Origin of the sequence: Sphingobium sp. Ant17, assembly GCF_000588875.1 — a bacterium.
Classification (GTDB): domain Bacteria; phylum Pseudomonadota; class Alphaproteobacteria; order Sphingomonadales; family Sphingomonadaceae; genus Sphingobium.
In genome coordinates this window covers 1-19,020 of record NZ_JEMV01000075.1, presented here as the reverse complement: position 1 = coordinate 19,020, position 19,020 = coordinate 1, and the positions used below count along the sequence as shown (strand labels likewise).

Sequence of the window (19,020 nt, the reverse complement as noted above, 5' to 3'; positions counted from 1 at the left end):
AGCCGGTGCCATGCGCGCTCCGGCCATCACGGCACCGCCCACGCCGGTGGCGGCGGCACCTACGGCAACCGCCGCGCCTGCGGCACCAATCGCAGCACCGGCCATCGCGCCTGCGCCAAGCTGCGGTGCACCGGATACCAGCCCGGTGGCAATGCCCGGCCCGAAGATCCCCAACGCCAGCAGCGTGAGCGAGGCCAGCATGATGACCACTGCATGGTCGATGGACGGCTCGGCCGGATGCACCTGGAACTCGGCAAACAGGCCCGAGCCGATGCCGACGATGACGGCCAGCACCAGCACCTTGATGCCCGAGGACACCACGTTGCCCAGCACCTTCTCGGCGAGGAAGCTGGTCTTGTTCCACAGCGCGAACGGCACCAGCACGAAGCCCGCGAGCGTGGTCAGTTTGAACTCGATCAGCGTGATGAAAAGCTGGATCGCCAGCACGAAGAAACACAGGATCACCACCGCCCAGGCCAGGAACATGACCACGATGGGCGTCATGTTCACGAACACTTCGGGGAAGCCCGCCATGTCGCTGATCTGCTCAAGAATGGGGGCCGCCGCGTCGATGCCGGTCTTGGCCAAGCGTCCCGGTTGCAGGAATTCGCCCATGCTCATCGTCGAGCCGCTGGCCGTCAGGCCGAGGCCCGCGAACGAGCGGAAGACAATGCTGGCCAGCCAGTTGAAGTTGTTGATGATGTAGGCGAAGGCACCGACGTAAAGCACCTTGCGCAGCAGTTTGGCGATCACATCATCGCCCTGATCGGTGGCGTGGCTCATCGCCCAGTACAGCCCGGCAATCGTCATGTCGATGACGATCAGCGTGGCGGTGAGGAACGCGACTTCGCCCTGCAGCAGCCCAAAGCCCGAGTCGATGTAGCGCGAGAAGGTAGCGAGAAATCGGTCGATCACGGTCACGTCATTCATGGCACGTCCCCCTCGAAGGGCATGGCGCCCTGGTCACTGATGGGCGAGTCGAAGCTCGGCGGGATCGGCGGCAGATCGGCCAACGTGCGGAACTCGTCAGGCCCGGTTTCACCGGCGACGAAGCGCCGCCGGAAAGCGTCGGCCGCGGGCAGGCAGGCGTCTTCGCCTGCGGCCGTCCTGTCGGCGGCACACTGCACACGCAAAGCCTTGAGCCGCACGGGATCAGCGACCAGGTCTTCGGTCGGCTGCTGGCTGCAAGCGACCAGCAGCACGGGAAGCAGCAAGGAAACGCATCGCATGGCCGTCTCCCGTCAGTTGCCGTAGAAATCCACGCGCTGCGGCGTGTACGGCGTGCCATCACCCAGGAAGCGGCGCGTCACTTCACGGCCACGCTCGACAGCCGCTGCTTGGCGTGCCAGTTCCAGCGCGGCGGCGCGTTCCTGCGTGATCTGGAGTTGCTGCGCCTGGATGGACTGCTTGGCCTGCAAGGCCAGAAGCTGGTTGGTCGCCTGCATGGCTTGCAGCGCGCCGGTGGCGGACTGACTTTGGCTGACCAGATCGGACAGTGCGCTTTCGTCTTTTGCCAGGTTCTGCGACACCTGCGCCTGCATCCGCATCGCGGTATGCAGGCCATTCAAGGTGTTCTTCCAGCGCTCCTGCGCGTCGCGCACCATCTGGTCGCCGCTGACAGTCGCGGCGTACTGCTCCGGGTACAGCCGGGCGAAGGTCGCATCCATGCTCTGCACGTCGTAGGCCAGGCCGCGTGCCTCGGCGATCAGGCGTTCGGTCGTGGCGAGCGTCGAGCGCAGGCGATTGACGATGTTGAAGTCCAGATTCGCCAGATTGCGCGCCTGGTTCATCAGCATCTGTGCTTCGTTCTGGAGTTGGTTGATCTGGTTGTTGATCTGCTCCAACGTGCGCACGGCGGTCAGCGTGTTCTGCACGAAGTTGGACGGGTCGAACACCGTCAGCGCGGATGCGGGCTGAACGATTAGCAGCGACACCGACAGCACGGCGGCAAGCGAGACAGACAGCAGACGGGGCTTGGTCTTCATGGCAAGTTCTCCTGTGGTTGGGAAAGAAAGGAAGTGGCCGCCGGTGCGGACGGCAACAGGTCGGCCGCCCAATCGAGGCCGCGATGACGTAGCCAGGCACCGGCAAAGCCAGGTGTGCCTGCGTCCAGCAGCATGCGATCCATGTCGCGTTGGTCTTGTGGGGTGGATGCCCCGGCGAAGGCCAGCGTGGTTGGCCCCAGGTCGAGGTCGAACAGGCGATTGCCCAGACGCGATTGGTAGTAGTAGTCCCGCTTGGGCTGCGCGGTCGCCACGATCTCGATCTGGCGAGAGTTCAGCCCAAAGCCTTCGTAGATCGTGCGAATCTGCGGCTCGGGGGCCTGCGGATTAGGGAGAAAGATCCGACTGGCGCAGCTTTCAATCACCGCCGGTGCAATGCTCGAATCCTTGATGTCGGCCAGCGACTGCGTGGCGAACATGACGCTGACATTCTTCTTGCGCAGCGTCTTGAGCCACTGGCGAATGCGGGCGGCGAACACAGGGTCATCGAGGAACAGCCAGGCTTCATCGAGGATCAGCAGCGTGGGCGCGCCGTCGAAGCGTTCATCGAAGCGGGCGAACAGGTAGCCCAGCACGGCCAGCACCGCCGCCTTGCTGTGCATCAGTTCTTCCATCTCGAAGCACTGCACGCCGCCGGAACCCAGGCGGTCGGCATCGGCATCCAGCAGCTTGCCGTGGGCACCGCCCAGCACATAGGGCGCAAGCGCCTGGCGCAGTGCGTTCGATTGCAACAGCACCGACAGGCCCGTCAGCGTGCGCTGCCCGACCGGCGCACCGGCGAGGCTGCCGAGTGCCGACCAGATCGCGGCCTTCTCGTCCGGGCCGATGGTCACGCCTTCGTGCAGCAAGCGGCCTTCCACCCATTCGGCGGCCCAGGTGCGGTAGCCCTCCTGGTCGATGCGAGCCAATGGCTGGAAGGCAATCGCCCCGTCATTGCCCAGGTCGTAATGCTCGCCGCCCAGCCCGAGGATGGTGGCGCGCATCGAGCGGCCCATATCGAAGGCGAAGATGCGCGAGCCGGGATAGCGGCGGAACTGCATCGCCAGCGTGGCGAGCAGCACCGACTTGCCCATGCCGGTCGGCCCAGCGACCAGTGTGTGGCCCACGTCGCCGATGTGCGTGACCAAGCGAAAAGGCGTCGCGCCATCGGTGCGTGTGACGATCAGCGGCGGGCCGTCGAGATGGTCATTCTTCTCAGGCCCGGCCCATACCGCCGACACCGGCATCATGTGCGCCAGGTTCAGCGTCGAGATGATGGGCTGGCGCACGTTCGCGTAGGCGTTGCCAGGAATGGACGACAGCCAGGCATCCACCGCATTCAAGGTCTCGGGGATGGTGACGAAGCCCCGGCCCTGGATGACGCGCTCCACCATGCGCAGCTTCTCGTCGGCGGTCGCCGGATCAGCATCGAGCACCGTCACTGTGGCGGTGAGATAGCCGAAAGCCACCTGATCGCTGCCCAATTCCTGCAAGGCGGCATCCGCATCGGCCGCCTTGTTGTTGGCGTCGGTATTGACCAGCGGGCTTTCCTGCTGGAAGATGGTTTCGCGCAACAGCGCGACGACGTTCTTGCGTTTGGCAAACCACTGGCGGCGCAGGCGGCCGAGTTCTTTTTCCGCCTCGGCTTTGTCCAGGCACAGGAAGCGCGTACTCCAGCGGTAGCCAAAGCCCAGGCGGTTGAGGTCGTCCAGTAAGCCCGGCCAGGTGGAAGTCGGGAAACCGCGCACCGACACCACACGCAGGTGCTGGTCGCCCAGCATCGGCGCGAGGCCACCGACCAGGGTGGAGTCGGCCAACAGTGCGTCGATATGGAACGGCACGTCGGGCACACCGACGCGGTAGCGCCGCGTGGACACCGTGGCGTGCAGGTAGCTCAGTGTCTGGCTGTCATCGAGCCAGGCGATTTCCGGCATCACGCCGTCGAGCAGGTCGAACACGCGATCCGTTTCCGCGACGAAGGCTTCCAGCCGCCCCTGCCAATCCACGCCGTCACCCGGTGCGTTCTCGTAGAGCATCTTGGCGGCACGGGCGCGGGATTCTTCTGGTGGCAGATAAGCCAGCGTGAGGTGATAGCCGCTCTCGTAGTGGTGGCCGGATTCCTCGAAAGCCGCGCGGCGTTCTTCCTCCACCAGCCAGGACAACGGCTCAGGAAACTCGGAACGCGGATAGCCTGCCGCTGCGCGGCGCTCGGCTTCGATAAACAAGGCCCATCCAGACCCAAGGCGGCGCAGTGCGTTGTTCAAGCGCGCCGACGTGGCGATCAGTTCGCCTTGTGTGGCGCTGTCCAGATCCGGGCCACGAAAGCGTGCCGTGCGCTGGAACGAACCATCCTTATTGAGTACCACGCCCGGCGCGATCAGCCCGGCCCAGGGCAACCAGTCGGCCAGCAGCGCGGGCCGCTGGCGGTATTCGGCAAGGTTCAGCATGTCGGCTTCTCCCTATGCGTCCAGCAGCGGCTTGTGCTTGATGTGCCGGGCGAAGACCTGCATGAACTGCGGATCGACGCGCGCACCCCAGACCGCCAGCGAATGGCCGGCGATCCACAGCACCAAGCCGGGAATCCACAGTTGCAGGCCCAGCCCGACGGCGGCGGCCAGCGTGCCGTTGGCAATCGCCACGGTGCGCGGCGCACCGCCCAGCAGGATCGGCTCGGTCAGCGAGCGATGCAGCGGCACTTCAAAGCCTGGAAGATCAGTAGCCGTGCTCATACGACGGCCCCGCCGGAGAAGCTGAAAAAACGACAGGAAGAAGCTCGAAGCCGCGAAGGCGATGGATAGCCGAAGACGATCTGGATCAGCTTGCGGAAGCCGCCACTGGTATCGCCGAAGGCCAACGCCAGGCCGGTGGCGATGATGATGATCACCGCGACGATGCGGGCCACCGGCCCCTGGATGGATTCGAGAATGGATTGCAGCGGGCCTTCCCACGGCATCGAGGAACCGGCGGCCTGCGCAGTACCCGCCAGCAACAGCATCAACACCGCGAGCAGCAGCCCTTGCCCTGCGGGTCGAGCCAGGCGGTGCAGCCGCGCCAGCATGGGCAGCCAGGAATGCGGATTTACAGAAAGACGGAAAGCATCAACGTGCGTCATGGCAGTTCTCCAGGTTGGTCAAGGATCGAGGACGGCGCAGCGATAGCGGCTGCAAGAGGAACCGGCGGCAGTTCTGGAAACGGTGCTTCCAGCGCATCCGCCAGGCGGTAGCCCGCGCCGTCGAAGCCGATGACGCGGGAAATGGTTTCGACGTGGCGCTTGCGGCCACGGCCTGCGATGTGGATCACGACATTGACCGCCTCGGCGATCAGGGCGCGGGGCGGATTCACCGCCACTTCGAGGATCAGTTGCTCCAGGCGCAGCAGCGCGCCCAACGCGGAGCCGGCATGGATGGTGGCAATGCCACCGGGATGGCCGGTGCCCCAGACCTTCACCAGATCCAGCGCTTCGCCGCCGCGCACTTCGCCGACGATCACGCGATCCGGGCGCAGCCGCATCGTGGCGCGCACCAGCTCCTGCATCGACACAACGCCTGCACGGGTGCGCAGCGGCACATGGTCACGGGCCGCGCATTGCAGCTCGATGGTGTCTTCGAGCACCAGCACGCGGTCGCCGGTGGCGGCGATCTCGGCCAGCAAGGCATTGGCCAGTGTGGTCTTGCCAGTGCTGGTGCCTCCGGCGATCAGGATGTTCTGCCGTTCGCGCACGGCATGACGCAGGAACTCGGCCTGCCCAGCGGTCAGGATGCCATCGGCCACATACCGATCCAGACCGATGATGCTCACGGCACGCTTGCGCAGCGCAAAGGCCGGGCCAGGTGCAGCGGGCGGCAAGATGCCCTCGAATCGTTCGCCCGTCTCCGGCAGTTCGGCAGTCAAGAGTGGCTGGCCGCGATGCACCTCCGCACCGACATGGGCGGCGACCAGGCGGATGATGCGTTCGCCATCGGCCTCGGGTAGTTCGACGCCCAGCGGCGCACGGCCAGACGACAGCCGATCCACCCATAATGTCCGATCGGGGTTGAGCATCACTTCCACCACGTCCGGGTCTTCCAGCGCAGCAGCGATCACCGGCCCCATCGCCGTGCGCAGCATCTGGATGCGGCGATCCTGGGACGCCGCAGCGGATGAGCGTGGATCGGGCGGGATCTGTGGAACGGCACTCATGACGCACGCTCCGCTGTGCGTTCATGGGCGGCAGCCATCGCCGCCGCCTCATCCATGCGCATGGGGTCGGGGTGCAGTTCTTCCACCACGTCGCGCACCAGGCTGCGGCCACGCAGGAGGTGGCGGCCCAATTGTTCGACAAACTGCTCGAAACGCGCCTTGCCCTGAGCGCGAGCCGCGTCCTGATGGGCCTCCGGCATCGGCGTGCTGACGGTCAGGTAGTAGCGGATGAACAGCGCCAGCGTTTCGATCTGGATGTTCTGGTCACGCTCCAGACGCTCGGCCTGCCGCGACAGGCGATCCAGCCGCTTGGCGATGGCGGCTTCGCGCTGGTCGCCGGCATCGGGCGACAGCCAGGATGCCAAGGCAGCGGCAACGATGCTGGACTTGGACACGCCTTTCTTGGCGGCCAGTTCGTCCAGACGCTTGGCGTGTTCGTGCTGGATGAACAGGTTCAATCGGTATTGGCTCATAGGTCGATTCCGTCGTTGGGGTCGAGAGATGCCAGCCGCGCCGTGCGTTGCAGAGCGGGATCGAGCTGGCCGGGAAGCACCGGAGGCAGGTCGTCGTCATCGAGCAGCGACAGGTCACTGGCCGGGGCATCCATCTCGGGGGCGTAGGCGATGGCTTCGGACAGTTCGGGCTGGCGGCGTGGGCCGCCGTCGTCGGTCGAACCCAAGGCCTCCAGGTCATCGGCGGATGCCGTGGCCGGTGCCGCAGGAACCGCAGGTATTGCCAAACCGCTCCAGTCGTCAGGCCGTGCAGGCGGCACATCGGCATAGCGACCTGCCGTCACCGCAGGCGGCGGCAATACCCGTTGCTTGAAATTGGCGTCGGCGAAGTAGCGCAGCTTCTTCGCCTTGATCGGCGGCAGGCTGGACACCATCACCACCGCTTCGTCGGGCGGAAGCTGCATCACTTCGCCCGGCGTCAGCAGCGGCCGGGCCGTCTCCTGTCGCGACACCATCAGATGCCCCAGCCACGGTGCAAGCCGGTGGCCGGCGTAGTTGCGCTGGGCGCGCAACTCAGTGGCCGTGCCGAGGGTTTCGGAAATCCTTTTCGCCGTCCTTTCGTCGTTGGTGGCGAAAGTCACCCGGACATGGCAGTTGTCCAGAATCGAATGGTTCTGACCGTAGGCTTTGTCGATCTGGTTTAGTGACTGCGCGATCAGAAAGCTGCGGATGCCATAGCCCGCCATGAAGGCAAGCGCCGTCTCGAAGAAGTCCAGCCGCCCCAGCGCCGGGAATTCGTCGAGCATCAGCAGCAGCTTGTGGCGGCGCTGGATGCCGTCACTGCCATCCAGCGATTCGGTGAGCCGCCGGCCGATCTGGTTGAGAATCAAACGGATCAGCGGCTTGGTGCGCGAAATGTCCGACGGCGGCACCACCAGATACAGCGAGACGGGATGCTCTGCCGCGATCAGGTCAGCGATGCGCCAGTCGCAGCGCGAGGTGACTTCGGCCACCGTGGGGTCGCGGTACAGCCCCAGGAACGACATCGCGGTGGACAGCACGCCCGAGCGCTCGTTGTCCGACTTGTTGAGCACTTCGCGGGCAGCAGATGCAACGACGGGATGCTGGGCATCACCCAGGTGCTTGGTCGTCATCATCCGATGCAAGGTCAGCTCGAACGGGCTGGCCGGGTCGCTGAGGAAGTTGGCGACGCCCCGTAGCGTCTTGTCTTCGCCCGCGTAGAGCACATGCAGGATCGCGCCGACCAGCAGCGCGTGACTGGTCTTCTCCCAGTGGTTTCGCTTCTCCAGCGCACCTTCGGGATCGACCAGGATGTCGGCGATGTTCTGCACGTCACGCACTTCATGCGCGCCGCGTCGAACCTCCAGCAGCGGGTTGTAGGCCGCCGACTGCGCATCGGTCGGGTTGAACAGCAGGCAGTGCGAGAAGCGCGAGCGCCAGCCGGCTGTGATCTGCCAGTTCTCGCCCTTGATGTCGTGGATGACGGCGGACGCGGGCCAACTCAACAATGTCGGCACCACCAGGCCCACACCCTTGCCTGAGCGCGTCGGCGCAAAGGTCAGGACGTGTTCCGGCCCTTCATGCCGCAGATACTGGTCATCATGCTGGCCGAGAAAGACGCCCGCTGGCTTTGTCAGTCCGGCTTTGCGAATGTCGGCGGCATCGGCCCAGCGGGCCGAGCCATAGGTCGTCACCTTGCGCGCCTGGCGCGAGCGCCACACCGACATGGCGATGGCGACCACCACGGCCAGTAGGCTGCTGCCCACCGCGATCATGCCGCCAGTATCGAAAATCTGCGGCGCGTAAGCGTCGAAGAAGAACCACCACTCGAACAGCTTCCAAGGGTAATAGACCGGTGTGCCGTACAAGTCGAACCAGGGCGAGCCAAGGCGTAGCTGGTAGCCCAAGGCGGCGGCTGTCCATTGCGTGGCACCCCACACACCGGCGATCACGATGCCGAACACGGCGGCGATCTGCCCGAACAACACACCTTGAGCCTGCATACCCTGACCTCCGATTTCTCCTGCGCTAATTCCCCGTGGAAAACGCGGCACAAAGGCGTGCCGCAGGCGTCAGGATCGGTGCCGGTTCAGTGCCGGTCAAAGACCGTTATCGGCAGCAAGGTGATGTAAAAAGCATGGTTTCATGCAGGGACGAAATCAGTAAAAACGCCGCAGGCTTGAGCGCGCTGCGGCGTGTCGAGAAAGAAAATCAGGATATGCGGCAAACCGCCAACGGTCAGAGCTTCGGCGGCGTTTCCGATGGCGTGTAAGGCACCTTGCCGTCTCCGAAGAAGCGCTTGTTCGTTGCTTCGGCCACGCGGTTGCACAGCACATCGCCCATCGTCGGACGCTCGGTCTTGCATTGGCGGCGCAGCTCCCTCAGGCGCGCAGGATCTGCGGCCAGCTCTTCCACGGTCGGTACATTGGCTGCCTGTTTCGGTGTTTCGGACTGGCCGCAAGCGGACAGCGCGGCGACCAACAGGAATGGGGCGATCTGCTTCATGGTCATGGCTCGACTTCCTCTTGGGGATCGGGTTCAAGGGGGGGCGTGGCTCTGATGCCGTCCGGCGATTCGATGGCCTGCACACGCTCGATAAAGCGTGACAGCACGTCCGAGGATCCACCTTCCCGGTGCAGCACATAAGTGGTCAGCATGGGTGAGCGACCCGCCAGCGGCCGAGCCACAATCCCAGGCTCACGGCTGCCTGCGATATGCGGCGCTCCGGCTAGGCCCAGCGCAAAGCCCGCCGACACTAGCGCCATCATCAAATCGCACGAAGCCACACGTTCGGCAATCAGCGGCTCCATATCTATCCGGCGCAGTACACGCTCGACTTGGCGAGCATGGCCTTCGCATACGTGCGGATCGCACAGCACCAGCGGATAGCGCAGCACTTCTTCCAGCGGGATGCGCCTGTGCTTCAAAAGCGGATGGCGTGCAGGAACCGCCACCATCAGTGCATCGCTCCAAACGGCTTCGGCAGTGATGCCTTCTCCAACTTCATCGGACTGGGCAAAGCCCACGTCGTACAGGTCGTCATGCAGTCCCTTGATCTGCTGCGACAAGGGTACCTCGAACAGGCGAATCTCGACTTCGGGTTCTTCCTGCCGACACAGCGCCAACAAGGACGGCAGGCGCGAGGGCGTGATGCCGTCGGACAGTGCGATACGCAACTGACCGTGGAAGCCGTTGGTGGCTGCATTCACGCTATCGCGCGCCTGCTGCAAGGCGGTGAAGATGCGCGGCACATGCTCCAGAAACAGCTTGCCCGCCCGTGTCAGCCGCGTGCTGCGGCTGGTACGAATGAACAACTGTTCGCCCAGGCACTCCTCCAGTTCCTTGATAGTGCGCGACAGCGGTGACTGCTCGATGTGCAGCCTCTCCGCCGCGCGGGCGAAATGTAGTTCTTCGGCGACAGCGAGAAAGCAGCGTAAGTGTCGAATCTCCATTTCGCCTCCTGTTGTCAGTACAAAGGCCGTTTGAGAGTCGCAGCGTTGTAGCCGCTCATCTCACCGAGTTCATCCAGTTCAGGCCTGTCGCCGCTTTTGTGGCGCTGCGCGACTGCCTCGCCCTGCGGTCCGGGCAAGGCGTGTGACCAGCCGCCGGCCAGCGTCTTGTAGACCGCCACCAACGCCGTCGCCCTGCGGGTGGCGCTTTGTGCCAGCAAGTCTTCGGACTCCAAGCGTGAACGTTCGGCCTCCAGCACATCCAAAACATGGATGGCGCCGCCCTCAAATTGCAGGCGAGCCGTCTTGGCTGCCCGACGGCTGGCCTCGGTCGCCTGTACCAGCATGGCGTTCTCGGTCTGCGCGCGCGATAGGCGTACCAGCGCGTTCTCGGTTTCTTCCATGGCGCGCAGCACCGTGCGCTCGTATACCGCCAAGTTTTCGGCAGTGGCTGAATTGGCCGCCGCGATGCGCGACCGCACCCGGCCCACGTCTAGGAAGGAACCACCCACACCGAGCGAGATCATTCGCGTTTCACTATCACGCTCGAACAACGAACCAAAGCCCAACGCCTGCGTGCCGATCAGCCCTCCCAACGTAAAGCGAGGGAACAGGTCTGCCATGGCTACGCCGATACGCGCAGTGGCCGCAGCCAGCCTACGTTCTGCCGCAGCCACATCGGGACGGCGACGCAGTAGATCGCCCGGTGCACCGGCGTTGATCTGGGCGGGCAGCTCAGGCAAGGCTGCGGGGTGATCCAGCACTTCGGCCATCGCCGCAGGCGTGCGGCCAGTGAGCACGGCAATGCGGTGGGCGGCCACAGCAGCCTCAGCTTCAAGCGGCGGAATGCGCGAGCGTGTCAGCGCCAATTGCGTGCGGGCGCGGTCGGCATCGAACGACGTGCCCCGGCCGTTCTCGAACAAGACCTCGATCAGCCGCAGCGTATCGGCTTGGTTGATTTCGTTGTCCCGCGCGACCTGTAATTGCACTTGCAAGCCGCGCAAGCGGAAATAGGCGTCGGTCAACTCGGCCACCATAGCCACTTGTACGCCCGCCAGGTCGGCTGCGCTGGCCTCGGTCTCGGCGCGCTGCGATTCCACGCTGCGCCGCACTCGGCCAAAGAAGTCCAATTCCCAGATCACGGATAGGCCAGCCGAATGCAGATCGTTATCCCGGTCGGAGCGGGACGCATCCGGTGCTTGTGCAGCACTGGCGCGCTGGGTACTGATTTCACCGGACGCGCCCAGCGTCGGATAGTAGTCTTGGCGACGTTCGCGCGACAGTGCGCTGGCTTGCTCGTAGCGCGACAGTGCTATGCGGATGTCGTGATTGGCGTGAAGAGCATTCTCCACCAAAGAGTGCAGCACCGGGTCATCCAGTTCCCGCCAGAATTGCGCATCGGCCTCCGGTACAAGCTGGGACACGGCAACGGGGTCTTGGCGGGCATACGTCACTGCCTGGGGCGCGGCAGGTGCCTTGTAATTCGGCCCTACTGCGCAAGCTGCCAGCGTCAACGCCACCAAAGGGAGCAGCACCAGATGTGGCATCCGACGTAGGCATGGTCGGATGCGGGATGGCGTTTGAAGCATGACGGAATCAGTCCTTGTGGAGTCAGACATGGGTGGCCTCCATGGCGACATTTGCCTGGCGACGTGGCTTGCGCGTCGCGAGCCTGCGTAACGCGACGTAGAAAACAGGAGTCAGGAATAAACCGAACAAGGTCACGCCGAGCATGCCGGCGAACACAGTCACTCCCATAACCTGGCGAATCTCCGCGCCTGCGCCGGAACCGACCATCAGCGGCACCACGCCAGCGATGAAGGCGATGGAAGTCATGATGATCGGGCGCAGACGAAGGCGTGATGCCTCCAGCGCGGCATCGAGGATGCTGTGCCCCTTGCGCTCAAGTTCACGGGCGAACTCCACGATCAGAATGGCATTCTTGGAGGCCAGACCAATCAGCACTATCAAGCCAATCTGCACGAAAATGTTGCTGTCACCACCCGCGAGCCACACGCCCGTCATGGCCGACAACAGGCTCATGGGCACGATCAGGATGACGGCCAGCGGCAACGTCCAGCTTTCGTACAGTGCCGCCAGCACCAGGAAGACCAACAGTACCGCCAGCGGGAACACCACCAGCGCGGTATTGCTTTGCGTGACCTGCTGGTAGCTGAGGTCGGTCCACTCCAGTTGCATGCCTGGCGGCAGCACCTTGTCTGCAATGGATTGCACTTGCTGCAATGCCTGCGATGACGACACCAGACGCGGATCTGACTCACCAATCAGGTCGGCAGATGGATAGCCGTTGAAGCGGATGACGGGATCGGGGCCGAATGTCTTGCGCACGTCCACCATGCTGCCGATGGGCACCATGTCGCCATTGGCGTTGCGGGTGCGCAGTTTGACCACGTCCTCGACAGAACTGCGGAACGGTGCGTCCGCCTGAGCCATCACCCGGAAGGTGCGGCCAAAGCGCGTGAAGTCGTTGACATACGCCGAACCCAGGTACACTTGCAGCGTATCGAAAAGATCGGTCACGGCCACGCCCTGTGCCTTCGCCTTGGTGCGGTCCACTACGGCGTCAAGCTGCGGCACATTGGCCTGATAGGAACTGATCGGATATTGGAATCCCGGTTCTTGCGAGATGGCCGTCGCCAGCTCGGTGGTCGCCGTCTGCAATGCGGCATAGCCCTCACGGTTGCGATCCTGCACGTAAAGAGAGAACCCGGAACCCGCGCCCAGCCCCATGACAGGGGGCGGCATGATGGCAAAGGCCAGACCGTCCTGCTCCTGAGCGAAGCGCTCGTTCAACTGTTCCGCAATCTCGGTTGCAGTGTGCTTGCGCTCATTGATGGGCTTGAGTACGAAATACACTAGGCCGCTATTGGACGTGTTGGTCAACTGCAAGCCGTTCATGCCCGGGAACTGCACGGCGTTGTAGACGCCATCGGTCTTGAGCGCGATGTCGCTCACACGGCGGACCAGCGCTTCCGTGCGCTCCAGGGATGCACCCTCGGGTAGCTGGATGACACCGACGAGATACAGCTTGTCCTGCATGGGGATGAATCCGCCAGGGACGGCCTTGAACACAGCTCCCGTCGCCACCAGTAGCGCGATGTAGACGAGAAACACCGCACCACGCCGCCCGAGGATGCGCGACACGCTGTTTCCATAGCCATCCGCGCTGCGCAGGAAGAAACGGTTGAACGGCCGGAATATCCAGCCCAGACTGCGATCCAGCACCCGCGTGGGCAGGTCTGGCGCGGCACCATGCGGGCGAAGCAGGCGCGCGGCCAGCGCAGGCGACAGCGTCAGCGAGTTGATGGCCGAAATTACCGTGGAGATCGCAATGGTGACGGCGAACTGTTTGTAGAACTGCCCTGTCACGCCGGACAGGAATGCCATAGGCACGAATACCGAGCACAGCACCAGCGAGATGGCGACGATGGGGCCACTGACTTCGCGCATGGCCTGATGGGCCGCAGCCAGCGGCGCCAGCCCTTCGGCGATGTTGCGCTCGACGTTTTCCACCACCACGATCGCATCGTCCACCACGATCCCGATGGCAAGCACGAGTCCAAAAAGCGTGAGCGTATTGATGGAAAAGCCCAGCATCAGCAGCACGGCGAAGGTGCCTACCACCGACACCGGCACGGCTAGCAGTGGGATGATGGAGGCACGCCAAGTCTGAAGGAACAAGATCACCACCAGCACCACCAGTCCGATGGCTTCCAGCAGAGTGTTGACGACCGCCTTGATCGACTGACGCACGAAGACAGTTGAGTCATACTCCACCGACCATTCCACTCCCTCGGGAAAGCGCTTGGCCAACTCGTCCATCTTCGCGCGGACTTGATCCGAGATTTCGATGGCATTGGCGCCCGGGGCTTCAAAGACAGAGATCGCGACAGCAGGCTTGTTGTTGAGCAACGACATCAGCGAGTAGCTGGATGCGTCCATTTCCACGCGCGCCACATCTCGCAGCCGGGTGACCTGACCCTGCGATCCGGTCTTGACGATGACGTCGCCGAACTCTTCTTCCGTCACCAGCCGGCCCTGCGCATTGATGGACAGGAGGAAGTCGCTTCCCGAGGGGTTGGGCGGCGCACCTAGTTGACCGGCCGAGACCTGGACGTTCTGTTCGCGCACGGCTTCGACCACATCGCCGGCGGTCATACCCAGCGCCGCAATTTTGTCGGGGTCCAGCCATAAGCGCATGGCGTAGTCGCCAGAGCCGTTGATCGTGGCATCGCCCACCCCCTGGATGCGTGCCAACTCGTCGCGTACATGGAGCACGGCATAGTTGCGCAGGTACAGCGCGTCATAGCGATCGCCCGGCGAGCGCAACTGCACGACCAGCGTTTCGTTGTGGGACTGTTTGACGGTCACCACACCTTGCTGGCGCACCGCTTCGGGAAGACGCGGCTCTGCCTGGGCGACACGGTTCTGTACCTTGACCTGGGCGTCGTCGGGATCGGTGCCAGGACGGAAGGTGACGGTCAGCACCAACACGCCATCACTACCGGCCACGGACTTCATGTAGAGCATGTTTTCCACGCCGGTGATGGATGCCTCCAGTGGTGCGGCTACCGTGTCGGCGATTTCGCGCGGATTTGCGCCAGGATACGTGGCGCGAACCTGTACGCTGGGTGGCACGACTTCCGGGTACTCGCTGACGGGCAAGAGCGGGATCGCGATCAACCCAACCACGAAAATGATGATGGACAGCACGGCCGCAAAAATCGGCCTGTCCACGAAAAAGCGGGCAAAGTTCATGATGGCTGGCTCTCCGCGCTCATTCGCTCGCCTGGGCGATTTGTCGGCCTGCAGGCGCCATTTCGATGTCCTGGGCCGTCACTGGCATGCCGACAGAAACCTTCTGGATGCCGTTGACGATCACGCGGTCGCCGGGATTTAGACCTTCCTCGACGATGCGCAGGCCTTCGGCCTTGCGTCCCAGCGTGATGTCGCGGCGCTGGGCGGTGTTGTTCTCATCGATCACATACACGTACTTGCGGCTCTGGTCGGTCAGGATGGCCTTGTCGTCGATCAGCATGGCCTCGAAACTGCCGCTACCCGGCAGGCGCACTCGGGCATAGAGGCCCGGCGTAAGCAGGCCGTCGGGATTGACCAGGGTGGCGCGTGCGCGGATGGTGCCGGTGGCCGCATCGACACGGTTGTCCACGAAGTCCACGTTTCCGGCGTGTGGATAGCCGTTCTCGCCGACCAGGCCCACCTGCACCGGGATACTTTCGCTGCGCTGGTCGGGGCGCTCTCCGTTGCGAGCCATGTGGGCGTAGCGCAGATAGGTACGCTCGTCGCTATCAAAATGCACGTGCACCGGGTTCAGCGAGACTACGGTGGTCAGGATGCTGGCCTGGCCGTCAGCACTCACCAAGTTGCCTGCCGTGACCAGTGCACGTCCGGCGCGGCCTGTGATGGGCGAACGTACCTGGGTGAACGACAGATCCAACTTGGCGGTCTCGACTGCGGCTTGGGCGAACTGCACGTTGGCTTGGGCCTGATCGGCGGCGGCGTGGCGCTGCTCCAACTCCTCGGTGGAGGCTGCTTGCAACGAAGCCAGCTTTTGAGCACGGGCCGCTTCGCTACGTGCCAGTGCGGCCTGCGTGCGGGCGCGGGCCAAGTCTGCTTCCGCGCGAGCCAGAGCAGCACGGTAACTGCGAGCGTCAATCTCGAACAGCACGTCGCCACGTTTGACGATCTGGCCCTCTTCGTAATTGACCCTGTCGATGTAGCCACTCACACGTGGCCGCAGCGCAACGCTTTCCACCGCCTCGACGCGGCCATTGAACTCATCCCATAGGACGATCTTGCGCACCGACACAGGTGCCACGCTGACCGTGGGTGGAGGGGCGGCGACCGCGTCGGCGGCGTCGCTATTGCAGCCAGCTAGGGACAGCGCCAGCAAGCTCGCCGCAGCTAACGGCAAGGCGCGGCGCCAGGAAGGCAGGACCGCAAGGTAAGGCAATGTGCTCATTGTTTTCAGTCTCGAAGGGATGGCGAAACCCGGTTGATAAAATTTGACATACGTGACGTATGCCATTTATCATCCACTCATACGCAACGTATGTCAATCATTTACATACACTTCGTATGTGAAAAATCGGAGGACGACCTAATGGCACAAAAGCGTGCAGAGATGATTGAGGAAACGCGGGCCAAGCTCATCAGTGCCGCCCGCGCTGCGTTCGCAACCGTGGGGTATGCGGACAGTTCAATGGATGAGCTGACGGCCCAAGCCGGACTGACGCGCGGAGCGCTCTATCACCACTTCGGTGGAAAGAAAGGGCTGCTGGAGGCGGTCATCGCCCAGATTGATGCAGAGATATCGGGCCGACTGGCCGTCATCGTCGAGGAGGCGGAGTCCACCTGGGACGGCTTCGTTCAGGAGTGCATTGGCTACATCAAGATGGCCGTCGAGCCCGAAGTCCAGCGGATCGTCCTGCTGGACGGGCCAGCGGTTCTGGGCGATCCCTCCCAGTGGCCCAGCCAGAACGTGTGCATCGTGAACATGCGCCGCAGCCTCCAGAAGTTGATCGAGGAGGCAGTCATACGCCCCGTCGATCCCCTGGCGACGGCCCGCCTGATAAGCGGGGCGCTGCTGGGCGCATCGCTGTGGATCGCCAGCGCAGACGACCCACGCGCCGCTTCCGAAAAAGCCGTGCAGGGATTTCTTGTACTGGTGGCGGGCTTGCGGCGGGACACCTCTCCCGCGCAGCCGTAACAACCCAAAGGTGCCGACCGGCAGGCCGGACTCTTTGACCCTGACCATTCACCTATTTGGATTTTGACCATGAACCCTTTCAAAAATCATCGTGGATACTCGACCATGTATCAGGAAGGAAGCCTGACGCTGGGTCTTTTCTTCGCCATCGAGTCCTACCCTGGCGCCATTCCTGAGATGGACGTGGCACAGCAGATTCGCACGGCACAATTGGCTGAAGCTCATAACTTTGCAGCCCTTTACTTCAGGGATGTATTTCTCAATGTCCCGTCTTTTGGCGACGTGGGTCACATCCATGACCTGTGGTCATTCATGGGCTACGTCACGGCACAGACGTCGCGCATCGCGCTCGCAACTGGCAGCGTCATCACCACTCTGCGTCATCCCTTGCTTGTGGCCAAAGCAGCAGCCTCGATCGACCGCTTGTCAAATCAGCGCCTGGTGCTAGGTATCGCCACGGGTGATCGGCCAACAGAGTTCCCGGCCTTCGGTCAGACAATGGATGCGCGAGCCACGTTGTTCCAAGAAGCATTGACTGTGTTGCGTCAAGCCTGGCGTGAGGACTTCCCGGAAATCTCCACGCCCCGAGTGAACTTGTCGGGTGCAGATACGCTGCCGAAACCGGCGTTGAGAGACATTCCCGTGATGGTGACTGGTCATTCACGCCAGTCGGTCGAATGGATTGCCGAGCATGGGGATGGCTGGCTTTACTATCCCCAAAATATCGCGCAGCAAGCCATGACAATCAAGAATTGGCGGTCGCTGACACCAAGATTCAAACCCTTCACGCAATCCTTCTATATTGACCTGTCGGAGAATCCCGATGAACCCCCATCGCCCATCTTCCTCGGGTTTCGGGCTGGTCACCGATTCTTTACTGACTACTTCAGCCGCTTGCGCGATATTGGGGTTAATCATATTGGCCTCAACCTGAAATACGCGACACGTCCGGCGCATGAGATTGTTCAGGAACTTGGCGAGCATGTCGTACCGCACTTTCCGGCGCACGCTACTGCCCATTTGGAGGAGGCGCAGGATGCTGCACGGTCATAAAATTTTTGCCTGGGATCTCGCTTTTACTTCTTCGGCTGGTACCTATGCCTTCGATGTCCAATGCGAAATGCTGGCTGACATCGGTTATGACGGCCTGACCTATGCCGTCTGGTCAGGGAGCCGATGGGAAACCGCAAAGCGTCTATCCACCGTGAAAGATCGTTTCGGTTTGGAGGTCTTTAGCGTGTATGTGGTGATCGACCTGGATCAGGGCCCACAGCATCCCATCAACGCAGGACTCTTGCGGATGCTTGAGGAGATGGAAGGCGTGAAGGCTGTCAATCTTGGAATCAGGACGGCAGGCCACGGTTCAAATCATCGAAAGGCACCGGACGACAAGGTATTGCAGGACTTCCTTGGTCGGGCACTTGAGATTTGCGCACGGCGCGGAATTGACATCCTGCTGTATTTTCATCTGGGCTTCTGGATGGATCATTACTCCATTGCGGCACAGATCTGCTCGGTCGTGAACCATCCGAATCTCGGCATCGTGTTTCCAAGCTATCACTGGTATGGCTACGAAACCAATGCAGGCAGCCCGACGGAGGGCTATCAGGCAGTAGACCCGACGCCAGCGTTAATGGCGTCAACACCCTTCATGCGGGAATTGACTCTCAGCGGCGCAACCCGCAGCCCACTTGGCTGGAGTCGTATTGCCACTTTCGAGGCGCTCGATGCAGGAGAACTCGACAACTTCGCACTTCTTGGACTTGCCAAGTCGTTCGGTTATACCGGCCCCGTCGGCTATGACGGCACATTGGTCGGGGGGAATCCATACAGCACGCTCAAACGCTCCTATGACGCGATGGACGAGATGTTGGGTTTGCTGACAAAGCACCCTGGTTGGGCCAAGCGTGAAACGCACCCGTAACCTATGATTGAGCACACCTACATGTCCCAACACCCTTTGATTGCTGCCCAATTGAGGCAGGCGATGCGCGGCGTGGCCTCCACGGTGACGCTAATCACGTCGATCGCTCCCGATGGCCACGGACACGTAATGATCGCCAGTTCATTCACATCAGTCTCACTGGAGCCGCCCACGGTTCTAGTGTGCATTGGTCAGCAAACCCGTATCCATGGGCCGCTGCTGGCTGCTCGACGATTCTGCATCAATGTACTCCGCGCAGAACAGG

At 62.7% G+C, this 19,020-nt stretch carries 18 protein-coding genes and 1 pseudogene; 5 read left to right on the top strand and 14 right to left on the bottom strand.

Annotated elements, in window-relative coordinates:
• The 9 genes and pseudogenes from trbL to BF95_RS21475 all read right to left on the bottom strand — a co-directional run.
• On the bottom strand, window positions 1–930 hold a 930-nt coding region (trbL, locus tag BF95_RS21515), incomplete at its 3' end, for a P-type conjugative transfer protein TrbL (RefSeq protein ID WP_043154260.1).
• Window positions 927–1,229, bottom strand: a complete 303-nt coding sequence (locus BF95_RS21510) for a hypothetical protein (protein ID WP_004350800.1) — start codon at window positions 1,227–1,229, stop codon at window positions 927–929. The genes trbL and BF95_RS21510, both read right to left, overlap by 4 nt.
• A 12-nt stretch (window positions 1,230–1,241) precedes the next feature.
• Window positions 1,242–1,985 carry a P-type conjugative transfer protein TrbJ gene (trbJ, locus tag BF95_RS21505; protein WP_004350802.1) on the bottom strand — a complete coding sequence of 248 codons (744 nt, stop codon included), beginning with the start codon at window positions 1,983–1,985 and terminating at the stop codon, window positions 1,242–1,244.
• Window positions 1,982–4,429, bottom strand: coding sequence for a conjugal transfer protein TrbE (trbE, locus tag BF95_RS21500; RefSeq protein ID WP_004350804.1), 2,448 nt, complete (start codon window positions 4,427–4,429; stop codon window positions 1,982–1,984). The genes trbJ and trbE overlap by 4 nt, the downstream gene beginning before the upstream one ends.
• A gap of 12 nt (window positions 4,430–4,441) precedes the next feature.
• A complete protein-coding gene (locus BF95_RS21495) occupies window positions 4,442–4,711 on the bottom strand; it encodes a VirB3 family type IV secretion system protein (RefSeq protein ID WP_004350807.1) in 270 nt (89 codons plus the stop codon).
• Window positions 4,708–5,040: pseudogene (locus BF95_RS21490) on the bottom strand (TrbC/VirB2 family protein). Before BF95_RS21490 ends, BF95_RS21495 begins: the two are co-directional and overlap by 4 nt.
• A gap of 50 nt (window positions 5,041–5,090) precedes the next feature.
• Window positions 5,091–6,161: a P-type conjugative transfer ATPase TrbB gene (trbB, locus tag BF95_RS21485; protein ID WP_004350811.1), complete on the bottom strand. Its 1,071-nt coding sequence runs from the start codon at window positions 6,159–6,161 to the stop codon at window positions 5,091–5,093.
• On the bottom strand, window positions 6,158–6,634 hold the full coding sequence (locus BF95_RS21480) for a ribbon-helix-helix protein, CopG family (RefSeq protein ID WP_004350813.1): 477 nt from the start codon (window positions 6,632–6,634) through the stop codon (window positions 6,158–6,160). The genes trbB and BF95_RS21480 overlap by 4 nt, the downstream gene beginning before the upstream one ends.
• On the bottom strand, window positions 6,631–8,637 hold the full coding sequence (locus BF95_RS21475) for a conjugal transfer protein TraG (RefSeq protein WP_004350816.1): 2,007 nt from the start codon (window positions 8,635–8,637) through the stop codon (window positions 6,631–6,633). Before BF95_RS21475 ends, BF95_RS21480 begins: the two co-directional genes overlap by 4 nt.
• Window positions 8,638–8,672: 35 nt before the next feature.
• Here BF95_RS21475 and BF95_RS27595 point away from each other — a divergent pair, with 35 nt between their 5' ends.
• On the top strand, window positions 8,673–8,906 hold the full coding sequence (locus BF95_RS27595) for a hypothetical protein (RefSeq protein ID WP_139153998.1): 234 nt from the start codon (window positions 8,673–8,675) through the stop codon (window positions 8,904–8,906).
• Here BF95_RS27595 and BF95_RS21470 read toward each other — a convergent pair.
• The 5 genes from BF95_RS21470 to BF95_RS21450 all read right to left on the bottom strand — a co-directional run bounded on the left by BF95_RS21470 (window position 8,873) and on the right by BF95_RS21450 (window position 16,084).
• Window positions 8,873–9,145 carry an EexN family lipoprotein gene (locus BF95_RS21470; protein ID WP_023110670.1) on the bottom strand — a complete coding sequence of 91 codons (273 nt, stop codon included), beginning with the start codon at window positions 9,143–9,145 and terminating at the stop codon, window positions 8,873–8,875. The genes BF95_RS27595 and BF95_RS21470 overlap by 34 nt on opposite strands.
• Complete coding sequence (locus BF95_RS21465) at window positions 9,142–10,086, bottom strand: LysR family transcriptional regulator (protein WP_043154259.1); 945 nt, start codon at window positions 10,084–10,086, stop codon at window positions 9,142–9,144. Before BF95_RS21465 ends, BF95_RS21470 begins: the two co-directional genes overlap by 4 nt.
• A gap of 14 nt (window positions 10,087–10,100) precedes the next feature.
• Window positions 10,101–11,630 carry an efflux transporter outer membrane subunit gene (locus tag BF95_RS21460; RefSeq protein WP_008294935.1) on the bottom strand — a complete coding sequence of 510 codons (1,530 nt, stop codon included), beginning with the start codon at window positions 11,628–11,630 and terminating at the stop codon, window positions 10,101–10,103.
• Window positions 11,631–11,694: 64 nt separating this feature from the next.
• Window positions 11,695–14,862: an efflux RND transporter permease subunit gene (locus tag BF95_RS21455; RefSeq protein ID WP_043154258.1), complete on the bottom strand. Its 3,168-nt coding sequence runs from the start codon at window positions 14,860–14,862 to the stop codon at window positions 11,695–11,697.
• 19 nt (window positions 14,863–14,881) lie between these two features.
• The gene (locus BF95_RS21450) at window positions 14,882–16,084 is read right to left on the bottom strand and encodes an efflux RND transporter periplasmic adaptor subunit (protein WP_008294933.1); all 1,203 of its coding nucleotides are present in this window, start codon (window positions 16,082–16,084) and stop codon (window positions 14,882–14,884) included.
• Between the two features lie 141 nt (window positions 16,085–16,225).
• Between BF95_RS21450 and BF95_RS21445 the strand changes: the two genes are divergently transcribed.
• The 4 genes from BF95_RS21445 to BF95_RS26720 all read left to right on the top strand — a co-directional run.
• Entirely contained in the window at window positions 16,226–16,831 is a 606-nt protein-coding gene (locus BF95_RS21445; protein WP_043154261.1) for a TetR/AcrR family transcriptional regulator, read from the top strand.
• Window positions 16,832–16,900: 69 nt separating this feature from the next.
• Window positions 16,901–17,884: an LLM class oxidoreductase gene (locus BF95_RS21440; RefSeq protein ID WP_004350831.1), complete on the top strand. Its 984-nt coding sequence runs from the start codon at window positions 16,901–16,903 to the stop codon at window positions 17,882–17,884.
• The gene (locus BF95_RS21435; protein ID WP_004350834.1) at window positions 17,868–18,755 is read left to right on the top strand and encodes a sugar phosphate isomerase/epimerase family protein; all 888 of its coding nucleotides are present in this window, start codon (window positions 17,868–17,870) and stop codon (window positions 18,753–18,755) included. Before BF95_RS21440 ends, BF95_RS21435 begins: the two co-directional genes overlap by 17 nt.
• A 3-nt stretch (window positions 18,756–18,758) precedes the next feature.
• Window positions 18,759–19,020, top strand: a 262-nt coding sequence (locus BF95_RS26720) for a flavin reductase family protein (protein ID WP_161774381.1), incomplete at its 3' end; no start/stop codon positions are given.